The organism is Muricoccus pecuniae (genome assembly GCF_014199205.1).
Lineage (GTDB): Bacteria > Pseudomonadota > Alphaproteobacteria > Acetobacterales > Acetobacteraceae > Roseomonas > Roseomonas pecuniae.
The window spans coordinates 1-15,530 of sequence record NZ_JACIJD010000010.1 but is presented as its reverse complement, the minus strand read 5'-3'; the positions used below and the strand labels follow the sequence as shown (position 1 = coordinate 15,530).

General features: G+C 66.4%; 14 protein-coding genes. 10 read left to right on the top strand and 4 right to left on the bottom strand.

Annotated elements, in window-relative coordinates:
* Positions 1 to 51 precede the first annotated feature (51 nt).
* On the bottom strand, positions 52 to 759 hold the full coding sequence (locus tag FHS87_RS11890; RefSeq protein ID WP_184518344.1) for an FCD domain-containing protein: 708 nt from the start codon (positions 757 to 759) through the stop codon (positions 52 to 54).
* A gap of 33 nt (positions 760 to 792) precedes the next feature.
* A complete protein-coding gene (locus tag FHS87_RS11885; RefSeq protein WP_184518340.1) occupies positions 793 to 1,758 on the bottom strand; it encodes a Bug family tripartite tricarboxylate transporter substrate binding protein in 966 nt (321 codons plus the stop codon).
* A gap of 75 nt (positions 1,759 to 1,833) precedes the next feature.
* On the opposite strand from FHS87_RS11885, the gene FHS87_RS11880 reads away from it, so the two are divergent.
* The 8 genes from FHS87_RS11880 to FHS87_RS11850 all read left to right on the top strand — a co-directional run bounded on the left by FHS87_RS11880 (position 1,834) and on the right by FHS87_RS11850 (position 10,918).
* Positions 1,834 to 2,613, top strand: a complete 780-nt coding sequence (locus FHS87_RS11880) for an HpcH/HpaI aldolase family protein (protein ID WP_184518338.1) — start codon at positions 1,834 to 1,836, stop codon at positions 2,611 to 2,613.
* Positions 2,610 to 3,620: an NAD(P)-dependent oxidoreductase gene (locus FHS87_RS11875; protein WP_184518333.1), complete on the top strand. Its 1,011-nt coding sequence runs from the start codon at positions 2,610 to 2,612 to the stop codon at positions 3,618 to 3,620. Before FHS87_RS11880 ends, FHS87_RS11875 begins: the two co-directional genes overlap by 4 nt.
* A gap of 997 nt (positions 3,621 to 4,617) precedes the next feature.
* Positions 4,618 to 6,957, top strand: a complete 2,340-nt coding sequence (locus tag FHS87_RS11870; protein WP_184518331.1) for a DUF4214 domain-containing protein — start codon at positions 4,618 to 4,620, stop codon at positions 6,955 to 6,957.
* Between the two features lie 407 nt (positions 6,958 to 7,364).
* The gene (locus FHS87_RS11865) at positions 7,365 to 7,784 is read left to right on the top strand and encodes a DUF6525 family protein (RefSeq protein WP_184518328.1); all 420 of its coding nucleotides are present in this window, start codon (positions 7,365 to 7,367) and stop codon (positions 7,782 to 7,784) included.
* A 423-nt stretch (positions 7,785 to 8,207) separates the two neighbouring features.
* Positions 8,208 to 9,200 (top strand): Bug family tripartite tricarboxylate transporter substrate binding protein, encoded by a 993-nt coding sequence (locus FHS87_RS11860; RefSeq protein WP_184518324.1) that lies wholly within the window; start codon positions 8,208 to 8,210, stop codon positions 9,198 to 9,200.
* A 51-nt stretch (positions 9,201 to 9,251) separates the two neighbouring features.
* The gene (locus FHS87_RS24230) at positions 9,252 to 9,380 is read left to right on the top strand and encodes a hypothetical protein (RefSeq protein WP_281394360.1); all 129 of its coding nucleotides are present in this window, start codon (positions 9,252 to 9,254) and stop codon (positions 9,378 to 9,380) included.
* 410 nt (positions 9,381 to 9,790) lie between these two features.
* Positions 9,791 to 10,054, top strand: coding sequence for a DUF3126 family protein (locus tag FHS87_RS11855; protein WP_184518321.1), 264 nt, complete (start codon positions 9,791 to 9,793; stop codon positions 10,052 to 10,054).
* A gap of 468 nt (positions 10,055 to 10,522) precedes the next feature.
* Positions 10,523 to 10,918 (top strand): response regulator, encoded by a 396-nt coding sequence (locus FHS87_RS11850; RefSeq protein ID WP_184518317.1) that lies wholly within the window; start codon positions 10,523 to 10,525, stop codon positions 10,916 to 10,918.
* Positions 10,919 to 11,920: 1,002 nt separating this feature from the next.
* Here the strand turns inward: FHS87_RS11850 and FHS87_RS11845 are convergent.
* Entirely contained in the window at positions 11,921 to 12,328 is a 408-nt protein-coding gene (locus tag FHS87_RS11845; RefSeq protein WP_184518314.1) for a phasin family protein, read from the bottom strand.
* Between the two features lie 213 nt (positions 12,329 to 12,541).
* Between FHS87_RS11845 and FHS87_RS11840 the strand changes: the two genes are divergently transcribed.
* Positions 12,542 to 13,138, top strand: coding sequence for a DUF2383 domain-containing protein (locus tag FHS87_RS11840; protein WP_184518311.1), 597 nt, complete (start codon positions 12,542 to 12,544; stop codon positions 13,136 to 13,138).
* Positions 13,139 to 13,572: 434 nt separating this feature from the next.
* The gene (locus FHS87_RS11835) at positions 13,573 to 14,784 is read left to right on the top strand and encodes a DUF2382 domain-containing protein (RefSeq protein ID WP_184518308.1); all 1,212 of its coding nucleotides are present in this window, start codon (positions 13,573 to 13,575) and stop codon (positions 14,782 to 14,784) included.
* Between the two features lie 389 nt (positions 14,785 to 15,173).
* On the opposite strand, the gene FHS87_RS11830 is transcribed toward FHS87_RS11835, so the two are convergent.
* Entirely contained in the window at positions 15,174 to 15,341 is a 168-nt protein-coding gene (locus FHS87_RS11830; protein WP_184518306.1) for a hypothetical protein, read from the bottom strand.
* Between the last annotated feature and the right edge of the window lie 189 nt (positions 15,342 to 15,530).

The window sequence follows — 15,530 nt, the reverse complement described above, 5'->3', positions numbered from 1 at the left end:
TTGGAGTAACGCACCGTCGCCGAAACCCTGATATGGCCGGCGCAGGATCAACTATGTGCGCTGGTGCACGCCATAGAGTTTGGACGACCGCAGGAGGTGCGCTCGCATTGCCCGTGCCGCGCCCTCCGCATCGCAGGCCTGCATCGCGGCGAAGATGGCACGATGCTCCTCCAAGGCCAGTTCCTCGAAACCCGAGAGGCGAACGGTGGAGGTACGGAAGGCGCTGAGCCAGTCCAGCATGGCGCGCAGGAAGATAGGGAAAAGGGGATTCCCCGCCCCATCCGCGATCGCAACGTGGAATTCCATGTCGGCGCCGAAGAACCCTTTGCCGGTCCGGACCGCCCTCTCCTGCTGCACGAGGGCTTCTTCCAACGCCGTCAGCGATGCGCCGCGTTGAATACTGCGTCGGACCATCGCCTCCTCGGTCAGCAGCCGCACCTCCTGCAGATGCGCGATGTTCTCCGGCGCGGCTGTCAGGAAATGCACGAAGGAAGCGCTGACCCCTTCCAGCACCCGGCTGGCCGAGGGCTCGACAACGCGTGCGCGCTCGCCATGCGAGATGGCGATCACGCCCATACTCTCCAGCTTCTGCAGTGCCTCGCGCACCGTGGGGCGGCCGACATTGTGCCGAGCCGCCAGCTCCGCCTCAGAGGGAAGCACCTCGCCCGGCGCCGGATCACCCTCCGCGATACGGGCGAGAAGTCGTTCGGCCAGAAGCTCGTGCAAGCGCCGGCGGCGGATCGGGTCGGCCAGGGTCATCGGCCGTCTCTTGCCACTGGCGTGCGCAGTGGATCAATCCTGCCGAGGTATGCCGGCCTCACGCACGATACGCCCGACCTCCTCGTGTTCCCGGGCAAGGAAGGAAGCGTAATCGGCGCCGGTCTGAAAATTCGGCAGCACCTTCATCCTCGCCAGGGCTGCCAGCGCTTCGGGATCCTGAAGGACTGAACGGCACGCGGCCTCCCAGCGCTGCACGACGGGTTCAGGCGTGGATTTCGGAACGAAGATCCCGCCATGGATCGAGAAGATGAAGTTGTACCCGAGGTCGCGCATCAGTGGCAGCTCGGGCGCCATGGCCAGCGGCTCGCGCGCGAAAACGGCAATAGGGCGCAGCTCGAGCTGGGTGGCGATATTGAAGGCGTCAGCGAAGAACTGCACCTGCCCCGCGCGCATGGCCAGCGCGATGTCCGCGGAACCACGGAAGGGCACGTGCTCGATGTTCAAGTTCAAGGCGCGAGTCAGGCCAGCCATAGCAATATGCGCCGGGCTGCCTGCACCCGGCGTGCCGTAATAGAGGCTGCCGGGTTTGGCGCGCGCCGCCGCGATCACCTCCTGCGGAGTGCGGAAGGGGCTGTCGGTTGCGACCATCAGCGTGCCCGGCCCGTCATACACCGCGCAAACCGGGCGCAGGGCGTCCGGCGCGAAGGGAATTGGCAGCACGTGCGGCATGTAGACCGTGCCGCCGCCCAGCGGCGCGAAGAGCGCGATGTGCCCGTCCGGCTGCGCTTGGGCAACCTGGGCGGAGGCGATCGTGCCACCCGCGCCGGTGACGTTGCGGATCACCACGGGCTGCCCCAAGCGCGCCTGGAAGGTGGCTTGCAACGATCGCGCGATGAGGTCCGCCCCGCCCCCGGCAGGGAAGCCGATCAACATCTGCACGGGGCGGTTAGGGAATTGCTGCGCAGGCTGCGCCAGAGCAGGGCCTGACAGCAGCACCGCCAGCGCGGCAAGGCCGCGCCTCATCACTGAAATGGACACATTTCCTCCTTCACGGGCACATTGCTTAGTGTCAAGTTGTCGGACATCTTGATGACCCGTCAAGCGGAGATGTCCATGCCCCATGCCAACTGGCGAGAGCTCCTCCTCTCGCCCGGGTTGAAGCTCGGCCTCTTTGCGATGGAATTCGCCACGCCGGGCTTACCGATGATCGTGCAGCGCGCCGGCGCCGACTTCCTCGTGCTGGACATGGAGCATTCCGGCTTTGGGTTCGAAACCGTGAAGGCCGTCTGCATGGGTGGCCGCGCCGCTGGCCTGCCCATGGTGGTGCGCGTGGCTCATCGCCACCCGAACGAGGTGTCGCGGGCACTGGATATGGGGGCGGACGCGTTAATGGCGCCGCTGGTCTCCACGGCGGAGCAGGCGCGTGAATTCGTGGCCTGGGCCACCTATCCGCCCTCGGGCGGCTCACGGGGGGTGGCGATGATGGTGGCGCATGACGCTTACCAGCCCGGCCCTGCGCCAGAGAAAATGGCAGCGGCTGATGCACGCAAGGCGATCCTTATCCAGATCGAGACACGTGCCGGCGCCGAGAACGCCGATGCCATCGCCGCGCTGGACGGGGTGGACTGCCTCTGGATCGGCCACATGGACCTGTCCTGCTCCCTCGGCATTCCGGGTCAGTTCGAGCATCCCGACTTCCTCGCCGCGGAAGCGCAGGTACGTGAAGCAGCGAGGCGCCATCGCAAGGCCTTCGGTCGCCTCGCGGCCTCCTCGGTCGAAGCGCAATCCCTGACCGCGCGTGGCTACGATACGCTTGGCCTGTGCTCCGACATCATGGCCATCCATTCGCGCGTTGCTGAAGGTGTGGCCCTGCTGCGGGGAGACAGGCAATGAGCTTCCGCGTCGCTCTCTCCGGCGGCTTCCTCAAGCCCGACGGATCCCCCGCCTATCCGGATTTCGACATCTCCCCGCTGGAACGCGACCCAGGAGTCGAACTCGTTCGCCTCTCGCCCGGGCCGCTGATCACGCAGGAACAGATGGCGGGCATCGACGCGCTCATCTTGCTGGGTGAGAGCTTCGTGCGGGACAGCATCGCGCCGGACGGCAGGCTTCGCCTCGTGGCCCGCTATGGCGTGGGTTACGACCAGGTTGATACGGTGGCCTGCACCGAAGCCGGCATCGCGGTCGCCATCACGCCGGATGCCGTGCGGCGGCCCGTTGCGGTCGCCATCCTGACCCTTATGCTCGCCCTGACCGGGCGACTGATCGTGAAGGACCGGCTGACCCGCGAAGGCCCAGCCGGATTTGCCCAGCGCAATGCCTTCATGGGCGTCGGGCTGGCGGGGCGCGTGCTGGGCTCCATCGGCCTGGGCAACATCGGGGCGGAGATGTTCCGGCTGGCCGCCCCGCTCGGGATGCGCCTGATCGCCCACGATCCCTTCGCTGACAGAGCCCTCGCGGAGAGCCTTGGCGTGGAATTGGTTCAGCTTGATGAAGTGTTCGAGCGCAGCGACGTGTTGACGGTGAACTGCCCGTTGAACCCGGCCACCCTCAAAATCGTTTCCCGTGAGCGCCTCGCGCGAATGAAGCCGACCGCCTTCCTGATCAACACCTCCCGTGGCGGCACGGTGGACGAAGCGGCGCTCGCGGAGGCTCTGGAGGCGGGGCGCCTTGCCGGCGCCGGACTGGATGTCTTCGACCCAGAGCCTCCTGCACCGGACGCTCCGATCCTCAAGGCACCCAATGTGATTGCTACGCCCCACGCCCTTTCCTGGACTGACCAGAGCTTCGCCGCGATTGGCGCCTCCTGCATCGATGCGGTCCTCGCAGTGCGGGAAGCGCGCCTGCCCAACCATCTTGCCAACCCAGCCATCAGAACGGCAGGCCGGTACTTCCGCTAAGCGCCCAGGTCTGCCGCTCAGTAGCTTGAGTTCGCCTTTCGGGTTCACTGGGATGCTGGCGGCCGGACAAGATAGCGGTGGTGTTCCTTGTCGTGTGGGTTGCGTGTCACTGAGCCGTCCAGGCCGAAGCGGCGAAGTCGCGATAGGAGCGCGGCGGGCGGCCCAGCAGCGTGATCGGACGCTCGGCATCGCCGGCCCCGGGGAGCTCCCTTCCGTCAGGAAGCGCTCCGCCATCGAGCCCATGCCGTAGGCCCTTCAACTCGGCATGAGCTATCCGAGGTTGCGCTCGAACGCGGCGGTGTCGTCGCCGCTATAGGCGACCGTGCGGTGCAGTACGTCCGTCCAGATGGCGGCGGACCTGCCCGTGAAGTGCAGCACATCCACGCCTGCCCCGTCGGCTAACGGAACTGGAGAGCAGAGCATCGACCTGCGCCTGCTTGAGCGCTGAGCATATCGTTGCGCTGATGCAGAAAAGGCGAGCGCTTTACGATCGGACCGTGGCGTTGCTCACACGAGGTCGACGAGTGCCGATTGCGGGTCAGTGCGCCACTGCCCTTCTCGCAGACCGTGACAAGAGGGCTTGCCTCCAGTTTCGCGCGGTAGTTTCCGGATGTCCGGCTCTAGGTCACGACGGAGGATGAGGCCGTGCGAGCCGGCTGGGAGTTATTGTGTCGATCGCAGCCGAGCCGTTGGGTGCGGCCCTATCTCGTGCCGAGCAGATCAGCGTACCGGAGAAAGAGCCTCTACGGCCCGCAGCGCCGGCCTCTCTGACGGTGCCCTCAACGGTATGTTCCAAGTTCCCGCGATACTCACGATTTCGTGATTATAGGTTCGCGATCATTCGGATCGGGACCACCCCTCCGCCGAGGGCAGCGGTTCTTCCGATAAAGACGGAAAGCGGGCTGTTGCGATGGGCTACTACGCGTCGTTCGAATCTATTCATACTGCAACGAACCCTAACGGGAATAACTTTCTGATCGGGAGCGCTGTTACCGCGATGTCGATCAAGCTTTACCCCGTTGATCCCACAACCAATCCCACAAACACTGGCTCCTTCGTCTCTACCGGCAGCGCGCAGAGTGTCTGGCTCGAATATGTGGACGGCACCTCCGCCACCCAATTGGTTGAATGCACACTGACGAACGGGTCCGAGAAGATTAATGGCGGCGCTGAGGACGCCTGGGTTTTCCGAAGTAATACTAACGGCCAGATCTTCGTCCTCACGAGCGGGGGTTACACCGTCGCGCCTGGCAATGCGGTCCAGATCAACAGCAGCATCACCCTTTCCGACCTCGACCAGCTCGTCGCTGAGCAGGCATCACCGGTCACGACGACCCTTTCGGCTCTCGATATCTCCGCCGACAGCGGCACCGACGGCGACTTCGTCACCAACACGGCAGCGCAGACCGTCACCGCGACCCTCAGCACCGTCCTGGCCAGCGGCGAGAAGCTGCTCGGCTCGGTGGACGGCGGAACGACGTGGGTCGACGTGAGCGGCTTCGTGTCCGGCACCGCCTTGGCCTGGACGGGCGTCACCCTCTCCGGCACCAGCAGCCTCCAGCTCAAGGCGACCGACCTGGCCAGCAACGACGGCCCGGTCGCCACCCAGGCCTACACGCTCGATATCCAAGCTCCCGCGGTGACTGTCCAATTATCCCAGGACAACGGAGTTTCGCCTACGGACCAGATCACCTCGGATGCCGGCCTGTCCGGTACGGGCGAGCCTGGCACGACGGTCACGATCTTGAACGGCACCACGGCACTCGCCACAGCCGTGATCGACGGCCAGGGTGACTGGAGCCTTCCGGGGCCGGCGCTTGGCCTTTCTGACGGAGCTTACACGCTGACCGCTTCGGTGACGGATGCGGCAGGCAACACCGGCACTGCGCCCGTGGCTTTCACGCTGAGCGCAGTACCGCCAGCGCCGTCGATCTCTGCGCTTATCACCAACGACGCGACCCCCGCGCTGTCCGGGAGCTGGGGGGGCGCCAATGGCGGCACCGACACGCTTTCGGTCGCTTTCGGCGGCGCGACCTATACTGCAGGCATCTCCCCCGAACTGCAGGTCAACGGCACCGCTTGGGTCCTCCAACTGCCAGGACCGCTCGTCGACGGCGCCTACGACGTCACGGCAACGACCGCGCGCGTTGGCGGCCAGTCCGCCCAGACCACCGCCAACGGTGCCCTGACCATTGATACCGTCGCACCGACCGTCACCTTCGGATTGACCCGCGACAGCAACGCCTTCAGCACCGTCGGCATCGTCCGGACGGAGGCGCTGACCGGGACCGGCACCCCGGGTGCGACGCTCGAGTTTTTCGAGGGGAACACCGCCATCGGCACCGCGTTAGTGGACGCGAACGGCGCGTGGATCTTCCGTCCGACCGGCATGGATGAGGGCGCGCGCACCATCGTGGCGCGGGAAACCGACGCGGCCGGTAATACCGGCACGGCGTCGCTGGCGTTCCACCCAGTTGTCGCTCCCACTCCGAGCGGCGGCGACAGCGTCACCCTCTGGCGATCCATGGACCTCGCGCAGTTCCTGAACAGCGGCGGCAAGCTGCAGCTACCTGCCGGCGCCGAACGCGTGGTACTGGCTGACGGAACCCTGACCGTGGGTGATGACCCCAGTGAAGCGCTCCTGACACGAATGTATTTCGGCGTGCTCGGGCGTGCGCCCGAGGCGGACGGCATCGCCGGATGGCAGCACTCTCACGAGCGTGGCTTGAGCAAGGCAAGCTTGGCGGAGGATTTTCTGCGCGCGGCGGAGAGCCTCGATCAGGGCTGGAGCGAGGGGACCAACGCCGAGTTCGTGCAGGACCTTTACCAAGGGGTACTCGGACGCCAGGGCGAGGCTTGGGAAGTTGCCCAATGGACCGCGCTGCTCGACGCTGGCGACACGCGCGGGGCAGTGCTGGCTGGCATTGCGGACAGCCCGGAGGCCAAGGATCACTGGTCGGGCGTGATAGCCGAGGGCGTCTGGGTGCGTGACCTGGATGCTGCCGTGGTGCGTGCGGCTTACCTGGCCGGCCTCGGGCGCGAAGCGGAGACGGAAGGGCTTCGGATGTGGTCCGGCGCGCTCCAGGATGGGGCGAGGCCGGGCGAGGTTGGGGCTTGGATCAGCACCAGCGCAGAATTCCAGGCCCGCCATGCGCAACAGGACGACACGAGCTTCATCGAGAGCCTGTATGCTGACGGTCTCGGGCGGCCAGGTGAAGCCCAGGAGGTAGCGCACTGGGTGGACGCACTGCACACGGGGTCGATGACGCGCGGGGATGTCCTGATGGCTTTTGCGCAATCGGAGGAGGGGCAGCATCACCTCTACTGGGCCCTGTGAGGCACCGCCTCACCCTGACAAGCGCCACGAGGTGCTCCCGGCAGGATGTCGATGGAGCATCGGCAGGGCTTGGACTGAGGTTGAGGCGGTTTCAGCGATTGGTGGTGGCAGACCGGGCTGGTCGACGTCCGGTCGGTTTCTTGCGGTCTACCACCACGCAGCCTGCGGATGACGCGGGAGGTCCAGGCCAGCGGCATGGCTGTTGGGCGCCGCCATATGGCCCGCCCGGTGCGGGAGAACGGGTTCCGCGCCCGGCGGAAACGGCGGTTCCAGCGGACCGCCGATAGCCCTCATGCCTGGGCGGTGCGGAACCGCGACCGCGTCCAGCGTGTTGGCATGGGCCCCGAGCACGAGGCGGGGTTGACGCCGCGGTTTCCCTGGGGTCCTCCGTTCGGTAGAAGCCGGGCATGGACAACAGCATGGCCGCCAAGCCCTACAGCAAGCTGAAGGGCGACCCCTACCGGGCGTATGAGGAGCTCCCGGTCGAGGTGCGGCGGGCCTTGCAGGAAGCCTTGGTGGATTGGTGTCCCCTGCGCGCCCGCGAGTGGCATCTTCACCTGCTGCGCCGGGAGCGGCTGCGGCCGGCCCAGGCGGCGTCCTTTCTCGTCCAGACCATCCGCGGACACGACCACGCCGAACTCGCCGCCTTCGCGAGGACATGGCCGAAAGGTGCCCAGGCTTACCCACACCTTGCTGCCGGCGCGACGCTCCAGCGCTATTCCGGGACCGACGGCATACCCGTAGCCAAGCCCCTTTCCATCGCTCCGGCGGCCAAGCAGTCCAAGGCAGGGGCCAAGCGCAAGGCGGGGCGCCGTTATCGGCGCTGAGGTTGAGGCGGCTGCGGCCCGGACCTCACGCCGGTCCTAAATTCCGTGAGGTGGCAAACGCGCTTGGAAATCTGCGTCAAGCGCTTCGTGGCCCGCGATGCGCTCGGCCATCTCACCCGGCTGCCATGTCCCCGCTGGACGGCTCAGGCGGCTCGTTGATTTAGCCAGGGCCTTCAGGCCTTTTCCCTTCGTCAGCCCGAATCGTTCTGCGCCCCTGAAACGTCGGTCTTGCAAGGCCTCGCGGCATCTGGTTCGACGCTGCCGATAACATCGCGCTGCTACCGGAGAGCGAGGGGGTGAACGGCGAAGCAAGCGGGGCGCGGGCCGAGGCCGGCGCCGTGATGGCGAGCCAGCCCGATTCGCCTCGCCGTATCCGGCCGCACGAGGCGGCCGGCAAAGCAGGAAACGTTTAAAGAACAGGACATGACGACCATGCTTCGACGGAACTTCGGTATCTCAGCCCTGGGCCTGATGGCCGCGGCCACAGGGGCTCGTCCGGCTGCCGCCCAGGCACCCGCTTACCCAACGCGCACGGTGACCATCGTGGCGCCTTTCGCAGCCGGCGGCTCCACCGACCTCGTTGCGAGGCTGATCGCGCAGCCGCTTTCGGCGCGCCTGGGCCAGCAGTTCGTGGTTGACAACAGGGCCGGCGCCAACGGCGCGGTCGGCAACGGCCTCGTGGCACGTGCCCGGCCCGATGGCTACACGCTGCTGGTCACGCCCAACAGCACCTACGCCATCAACCCCCACCTCTATACCAACCTCCCGTACAACCAGGAGCGCGACTTCGCCCCGATCGGGCTGCTGGTCCAGAACGGCTTCTTCCTCTGCGTGCGGGGCGACTCCCGCTATCGCACGGTGGCCGACCTCGTCGCGGCGGCCAGGGCGGCGCCGGACACGATCAGCTTCGGCTCCGGCGGAATCGGCTCGGCCAACCACCTCACCCCGGAGATGTTCGCGGCTGCCAACGGCATCAAGCTCCAGCACGTCCCCTACCGCGGCAGCGGTCCGGGCATGCAGGCCGTGCTGGCCGGCGAGATCCCGATGTCCTTCGTGGATACCGGGGTGGCACTGCCGTTCCTGCGCTCGGGCGAGTTGCGGGCGCTGGCGGTGAGCTCCGAGCAGCGCTCGGCCCAGATGCCGGACGTGCCCACCTTGGCCGAGTCCGGCACGCCCGGCCTCAACGCTTCCAGCGACTTCGCCATGTTCGCCCCCGCCAACACGCCTGAGCCGATCATCCGCCGCCTGTCACAGGCGGTTATGGAGGGCCTGCGCGCGCCCGAACTGCGCGAGCGCCTGCAAGGCCTGTCGATCGATCCGGTCGGCGGCAGCCCGGAGGAGTTCCCGGCCTATCTCGCCGCCGAGAGTGCCAAATGGCGTGACGTGATCCGCGCCCGGGATATCCGAGTCGAGTAGCTTGCGATCGGGCAAGGTGAGATTGGCGCGCTGTTCGCCAGGGCCGAGGCGGTGGACCTCGCGCCGGTTGCCTTCCGGTTCAGTGCGGCGCGAGGGAACGACCTGCGCGCCGTGCTGGGTCCGGCCTGGGCAGACATGCTGGTGAACCTCACCTACATGGAGAAGAGCGAAACCAGCTAGCAGGAGTTGTCCGGCTACGGGATGCCGGGCTCCCTGCCTTCCGTTGACGGGAAGGCGACGCGGTTGCCTGGATAGCCGCCTCGTCCGGCTTGGGGTCTGACACGGCCGCCAGCCTCCTCGTCATGCCAGGCGTCCGGGGTGCGAACGGCCCCGCCCAACCTTCCTGGCGCCCCGCCCCGAAGGAGGGGTGATGGTAAGCAGATGCCCTTGCGTGATGGGCTCTGCATGCCCCATGTCCAGCAAATGTCAGACCAATGCGCTCGCCGCGCCCAATCCACCGCCCCGTTCCCCTCGATCATGTCGAGGCACTCCAAGCCCTCCTTCCATCGCCAGCCAACTCCGCTGCCGGGCGGATCACCTCTGGTGAGGAAGTCTGGGAAGGCACCCAATGCCGTGGGAGCCGTTGGACAATGACGAATTCGGAGATCGAGCGGGTACAGGCCTACCTGCGACGGCTGCTCGCGACGGATCGCATCAGCGTCATTCCCCCGAGGCGAGCGGGGATGAGCATTGAAGTTGAGGCCGGGGGCGAGGTGATTGGCACGCTCCACCGCGATGCCGAGGATGGGGAGGTGTCCTACGCTGTGCATCTCACCATCCTGGAGGAGGACCTGCCCCCGGCTGCTCGGCCCGCGCCGGTGCCAGACTCGCCCTCCCCCAAGCGGCGACGCTGACGGTCCTCGTCACCTTGGCACCCTCTCCTTTACCGGCACGGGGCTGATCCCCACGGGGTGCAGCAAGGGTGCCGGATCACGGCAGGGTCGGGCACCTGGCCCCTGCCGCTCGATCCGGAGACCTTGGCGCGGGCGCGACGGTGCTGAGCGGCGGTCGGGGAGTTGGGCGCCGCTCCCCCACCATCCGGTTGCGGATGGTATCGGGAGCGCGTCCTGAGCGGCCAAGCCTGTGCGCGCCGGCATGAGGATGCAACGGCGCCGCAGATGCGACTTGGCCCATATGTCCGATGACAGCACGCGAGGCTGCCCGAGCGATCCCCGTTTCCTTCGCGCCACTAACCCACGACGATGCTCCCACAGGCCGGCAGGAAGTTCGGCTCTCCCTGGAGCCGCCGATACGCCCTGGGCCGAAATGCGCCCCCGATGTAGGTTCGATCCATAGGGCTATTCTCGGCCAAGGAGTTCACCATGGCTTCAGAGTTTCAAGGGCGACGCATCCTCGTGGTGGAGGATGAGCCGCTGATCACTTTCCTGCTCGAAGACGCGCTGATGATCGCGGGTGCGCAAACCGTCGTTCAGGCCGCGAGAGTCGCGGAGGCGCTGTCGGCGATCACGACGGCCGTGTCCGAGGGAGGGATCGACGCCGCCGTCATCGACTACAGCCTCGCCGATGGCCAGTCGGCCCTCCCGGTCGCCGATCGTCTTGCCACGCTGGGCGTGCCGTTCGTGTTCGCGACCGGTCTCGAGGCGTCGGAAGTGAACAAAGGGCAGCATATGAACGCACCCGTCATCACCAAGCCCTATGGCCCCGCCGAGGTGGTGTCATGCCTCGCCCGGATCATGCAAAGGGGGGCTACCGATTGACGCGGCTCGGGGCGGCTCCGATAAGTCACTGTCCGACGCTGTCCCCATCGTATTAGCGCGGCAACCTCTTCACCGAGAACGAGACTATCAGGGGCTGTCACCGTTCGGGCAGGATCCGCTGCGGCGGTTCGAAATCCCGCTAGGCGCACGCCTCAGCGGAGTGCCGCTGATGAGTGAGACGGCAGCATGAGGGTCTGCTCCGCTCATGTGAAGCAGCGGGACGGCCCCGGCCGCGAGATATGTCGAGCAGGGCGGCGGTCCCGCTCGGTGGTGATGTCGCGCATGATCTCGTCGAACAAGCGCGCTTGGATGGAAGCGGTCGGGTCCGCAAGATCTGGAAGGGAGAGGTGGAGGTCTTGTCGAAAGGCGATAGCCGGCGAAGCTGGGGCAGTGCTGTGCAGTCATACTGCCGGACCAACCGGCCGTAGGCGTCACGGGCAAGCTGGCTACCATCCAACTTGAATATACCTATGGGCGAGCAGCCGTCTCGATCTCGCGAAGAGCCGCAGTGTCGCGCCGGCTCCTCCGGAACTACTTTTGAACACCTATCGTGTTGCTGGCTGCCGAGGGCCTGACGATCTCATCCGCGTGGCTCTTGCAGGACCAGCCCCCGACGGCTCCGTTGAAGCCGGTACAGGGCGTGATCCAGAATTGCCGCTTGGGCCCTGACCCGGGCCGTATTTGCCCATCCCGTGCGCCCCTCCGCACGAGTACGAACCCCTGTGATCTGGCTACGGTGAGATTAACGTTTGAATTGGCGCTGGTACTTGGCCGCTTCGATGGAAGTTCGATGAGGGGACAGGAAGTCGCTGAAATTCAGTTCGGCCATCCAGGCGGCGTTGCAAAGCGGCCATGGCCGATCCTGGAAAGGTCGTGCTGGAGGCGCGTCTCAGGGTTAGCCGTCCGCCTGCGAGGCGGAACCCCACCCGCTGGCCCAGGACGATCACGCCCCGGTATCGGCCAGCAGGTGGACAGACCCACCAACTGGCCGGTCCTCGGATCTCAGGCGGTGCGCTTGACAGGCACCATCATCGCGGAAGCCGCGCTGGCCTGCTCGGCGAGGGGTACGGAGGCGTGCTTGAACAGCTTGGCAGTCGCCTCCCCGATCTGGGTGGCCTGGCCGGTCATCTGCTCCCGGGCCGCCTTGAAGTAGGAGGTCTGGATCGTGGCGGCCTCCTGGGGGGACTTCGCGGAGGTCATCGCCTTGGATGCGGTGACGAAGCCCTCGGCCATGCCCTGGTACATCGCGAGGTAGCGCTGGCCGATGTCCTGCAGGCCCGCGGTCCAGAGTTGGGCCGAACGGGTCGCGGCATCAAGATTGTTGCGATTGAGTTCGCTCGCGGTCGCAGCGGCCTTCGAGATGCTGGCCATCATGTCGTTCGCCTGGGGCATGCGGTTCTGCATGAACATGGTCGGTTCCTCTTTGTGCCGTGCGCTACGTGAGAGCTGATGCCCCTTTTGCTGCAGCGCAACATGAAGGTTTCTAAGCGCAACAACACGACCGTTGCAAGATAATTGTGCAATGCAACATTCACTTCACCCGCCCCGCCATGTGCTGCGGGTGTGCATCGGCGGGACGGGTCACCAAGTGGGCGCTCCCCACCACCGCCCGGACCCCGACCCATGACCGACACCGAGAACAGCCCACGGAACGCCGATCTCCCCAGCCTGCAAGCGGATCTCGCTGATCTGCTGCAGCTGGAGAACGACACGTTGCCCATGTACTCCGTGGCCATATCGGCCCTGCGTGACCCGGCGCTGAAGGAGAGTCTCCGGGCCTACCGCGAGGACCATGAGCGGCACGCCCGCAACCTCAGGGACCTCATTCGCGAGCTGGGCGGCGTTCCGCCCATGCTGCCGCACCTCCCCACCGGCTTGCTCAAGCTTGGCGTGCAGGTGGCCGGGCTGCCGGGCGGCGACCGGACGATCCTGATGAGTTTCGTCTCGAACGAGTGGCAGTCACGCGAGAAATACGCCCGTTACGCCGCAAAGCCCTACCCGCCAGCGATGGCGGCGCTCATCGGTAGCTACGCAGCGGACGAGGCAGTCCACTATTCCTGGGCCACGGAAGCGCTCCGCGGCCTCGGCTGCGGCGAGGAGACGCTGGCGGGGCAGGCAACACAAGCTTTCGCCCGAATGCACGGATCGGTCGCCGACCTCATCGAGGGAATTGGCCGCACGTCCAACGAAGCAGTGCTTCGCCTTCTTCAACGACCTTAGTCGGCGGCCCCGCAGCCGCCACCCAGGGCGCCCGACGAATGGCGCCCTGCCCTTTCGATCCTGAAAGGCACAGGTGTGTGCCCGGCACCACCACTGCACCGTGATGCTGCGACGCAGCAATAGGTTTGCGCGCCCGGACGTTTTGGCTCAAGGATGACATTGCATTCTCCCGGAACGAACCGGGAGTTTTCCTGGCAGGGCGCTGGAGCAGGAAGGATCTGACCGCGTCCTCGATAGCGGTGACGATGCAGGACTTCCAAGCTGAGTCCCTCACCTAACAGAACGGCGCTCCGGTTTACGCCGAACCCACGAGCGGCATCCGCCGTCCTCGCTTTCCGGGCAGCGCATTCGCCCTTTTTCGCCGCCGACGAGGCTTCACAGCCTCTGACACCGCCCGGCCAGGGCAGCGACAGCAACCCACGAAGGATCAACGAATGTCACTCCGCACGCTGATGCAAGAAGGCTCGAGCAAGGTGAACGACCTGTTCGCCAGGCTCTCGGATACCTCGGAGGGCGCCGTGAAGACCCGCGAGAAGCTCTTTGCCGAGCTCAAGGCCGCGCTCGATCTACACTCGAATCTCGAAGAGGAGTTCCTCTTCCCCCTGCTCCGCAAGAATCCGGAGACCAGGGGTCTCGTCGTCGAGGCCATCGCGGACAACAAGAACCTCCGCGCCCGGCTGGCCGAACTCGACACGCTGCCCAAGAACGGAGAGGCATTCATCCCGCTCCTCGCGGAGTTGCAGAAGGCATTCCGCCAGCACTCGCGCGACGAGAAGAAGGAGCTCCTTCCTGCCGTGCAGAGCGCGCTGAGCGCCGAGCAGGTCCAGAAGGTCACCGAGAAGATGGAGGCGAGCCTGGCCGAGGTCGAGCAGGCCAGGCAGGACGAGGCCGAGGAGCGCCGGGCGAAGGCGCGCCGAGAGCGCGAGCAGGCCGAGCTCGAGGCCGAGGCCGCAGCCCGCCAGCAGCAGGAACATGAAGCCGCGGAGCGCCACAGCCGCGAGACCGCCAGCCGTGCCGCCGATGCCGCGGCCATGCCGCTGAACGTCGCGGCCGACGCCACGGGCAAGGTCGCGCGCCTCATGACCGCCGCGGCACGCGCTGAGCAGCAGGCGGCACCCGCGCGCGCCGCTGCGCCCTCACCCACCCCGACGCGCCCCTCGGCGAACGCCTTCGCCGACATGTTCCTGTGGCCCTGGGCGGGCGCCATGCAGGGACTCCAGCAGGGGCGGCAGACCTCCGGCGCAAGGGCACCCGCCAGCCAGGAGGAAGTGATCCCCCTCGGCGAGGAGGTGCTCGAGGTCACCAAGCGCACTGAGAACCGCGGCACCGCCCGCATTCGGCGCTACGTCGTCGAGAGCGAGGTCGAGGAGCAGGTAACGCTGCAGAGCGAGCGGGTCGTGGTCGAGCGTCGCCGCCCGGTGAGCGACAAGGCCACTGGCGAGATCCTCACCGAGATGACGGTCGAGGTGGTCGAGACCGCCGAGGTGCCAGTCGTCAACAAGAGGGTCCGCCTGCGCGAGGAGATCGTCGTGCGGACGGAACGCACCCAGCAGGTCGCGACCGTGCGCGAGACCGTGCGGCGCGACGAGGTGGAGATCAGCCAGTCGGGCAAGCGGAAGACGGCCCGCGAGCGCGCCAGCACCTGAAGCAGGACGAAGCGGGCGAGGAGAAATCCCCGCCCGCTCTCGCCTCGGTCCCTGACCACCGCGGTAACGCAGGAGTCAGCCAGGGCGTGGCTGACGAGGCCTAGCTGTCGCTTCTCCTGAAGTTAGCCCTCGCCCAGACTTGGTGCAGGCATCCTTGAGAAGCGGAGCGAATCCGGGTCGGGATGGAAGACGGCATGAGAGCCGCAAGTTAGGGGTCAGTGGCTGGGCCGCCTAAGTCGGAGCGCCCCGACGGGGTCACGGCAGACCCCACCACCTAGCCTGGCTGCCACTTGCCGGCCCAGGTTTTCCGCCACACCGGCTGACAGCCTAGTCGAGCTTAGGGGGGCTATCAGCCTTCTTCAGCCCCACCCCAGCTCCTTCACCCAGGGTCACTCTGCGTCCTTGGTGTCGTCCTCGGCGCGGCTGTCCCGTTGCTCCTGGCCTGGGTCGGAAGCAGCAGCTTTCTGCTCTTGCCGCCTCTGCTCCTTGGCCTGGGCCTTTGCAGCCTTGTCCCTCTCGCGCTGCGCGCGATCCTGGCTGTAATTCGGCTTGCGCAAATCGGTCTCCTTGAGGTGGTCCCGTATCGTCGGGCAGTTTAGCGGCCAGGATAAGCTCAGCTCTGGCTGTTGTCAGGTCGCCAATCTCTCGAACTGACCTTCCCCTGTTTGAGTGGACACGGGTTACGGCCTACGCGGCCGCGGCGAGTTGTTCTATTTCGGTAGGGGCTTTGTAGCCGATAGCCGAGT

Excerpts from the sequence above, each read along its gene's own strand:
- FHS87_RS11890 (WP_184518344.1), bottom strand. The coding sequence starts at position 759 with ATGACCCTGGCCGACCCGATCCGCCGCCGGCGCTTGCACGAGCTTCTG.
- FHS87_RS11880 (WP_184518338.1), top strand. The coding sequence starts at position 1,834 with ATGCCCCATGCCAACTGGCGAGAGCTCCTCCTCTCGCCCGGGTTGAAG.
- FHS87_RS11875 (WP_184518333.1), top strand. The coding sequence starts at position 2,610 with ATGAGCTTCCGCGTCGCTCTCTCCGGCGGCTTCCTCAAGCCCGACGGA.
- FHS87_RS11870 (WP_184518331.1), top strand. The coding sequence starts at position 4,618 with ATGTCGATCAAGCTTTACCCCGTTGATCCCACAACCAATCCCACAAAC.
- FHS87_RS11865 (WP_184518328.1), top strand. The coding sequence starts at position 7,365 with ATGGACAACAGCATGGCCGCCAAGCCCTACAGCAAGCTGAAGGGCGAC.
- FHS87_RS11860 (WP_184518324.1), top strand. The coding sequence starts at position 8,208 with ATGACGACCATGCTTCGACGGAACTTCGGTATCTCAGCCCTGGGCCTG.
- FHS87_RS11855 (WP_184518321.1), top strand. The coding sequence starts at position 9,791 with ATGACGAATTCGGAGATCGAGCGGGTACAGGCCTACCTGCGACGGCTG.
- FHS87_RS11850 (WP_184518317.1), top strand. The coding sequence starts at position 10,523 with ATGGCTTCAGAGTTTCAAGGGCGACGCATCCTCGTGGTGGAGGATGAG.
- FHS87_RS11845 (WP_184518314.1), bottom strand. The coding sequence starts at position 12,328 with ATGTTCATGCAGAACCGCATGCCCCAGGCGAACGACATGATGGCCAGC.
- FHS87_RS11840 (WP_184518311.1), top strand. The coding sequence starts at position 12,542 with ATGACCGACACCGAGAACAGCCCACGGAACGCCGATCTCCCCAGCCTG.
- FHS87_RS11835 (WP_184518308.1), top strand. The coding sequence starts at position 13,573 with ATGTCACTCCGCACGCTGATGCAAGAAGGCTCGAGCAAGGTGAACGAC.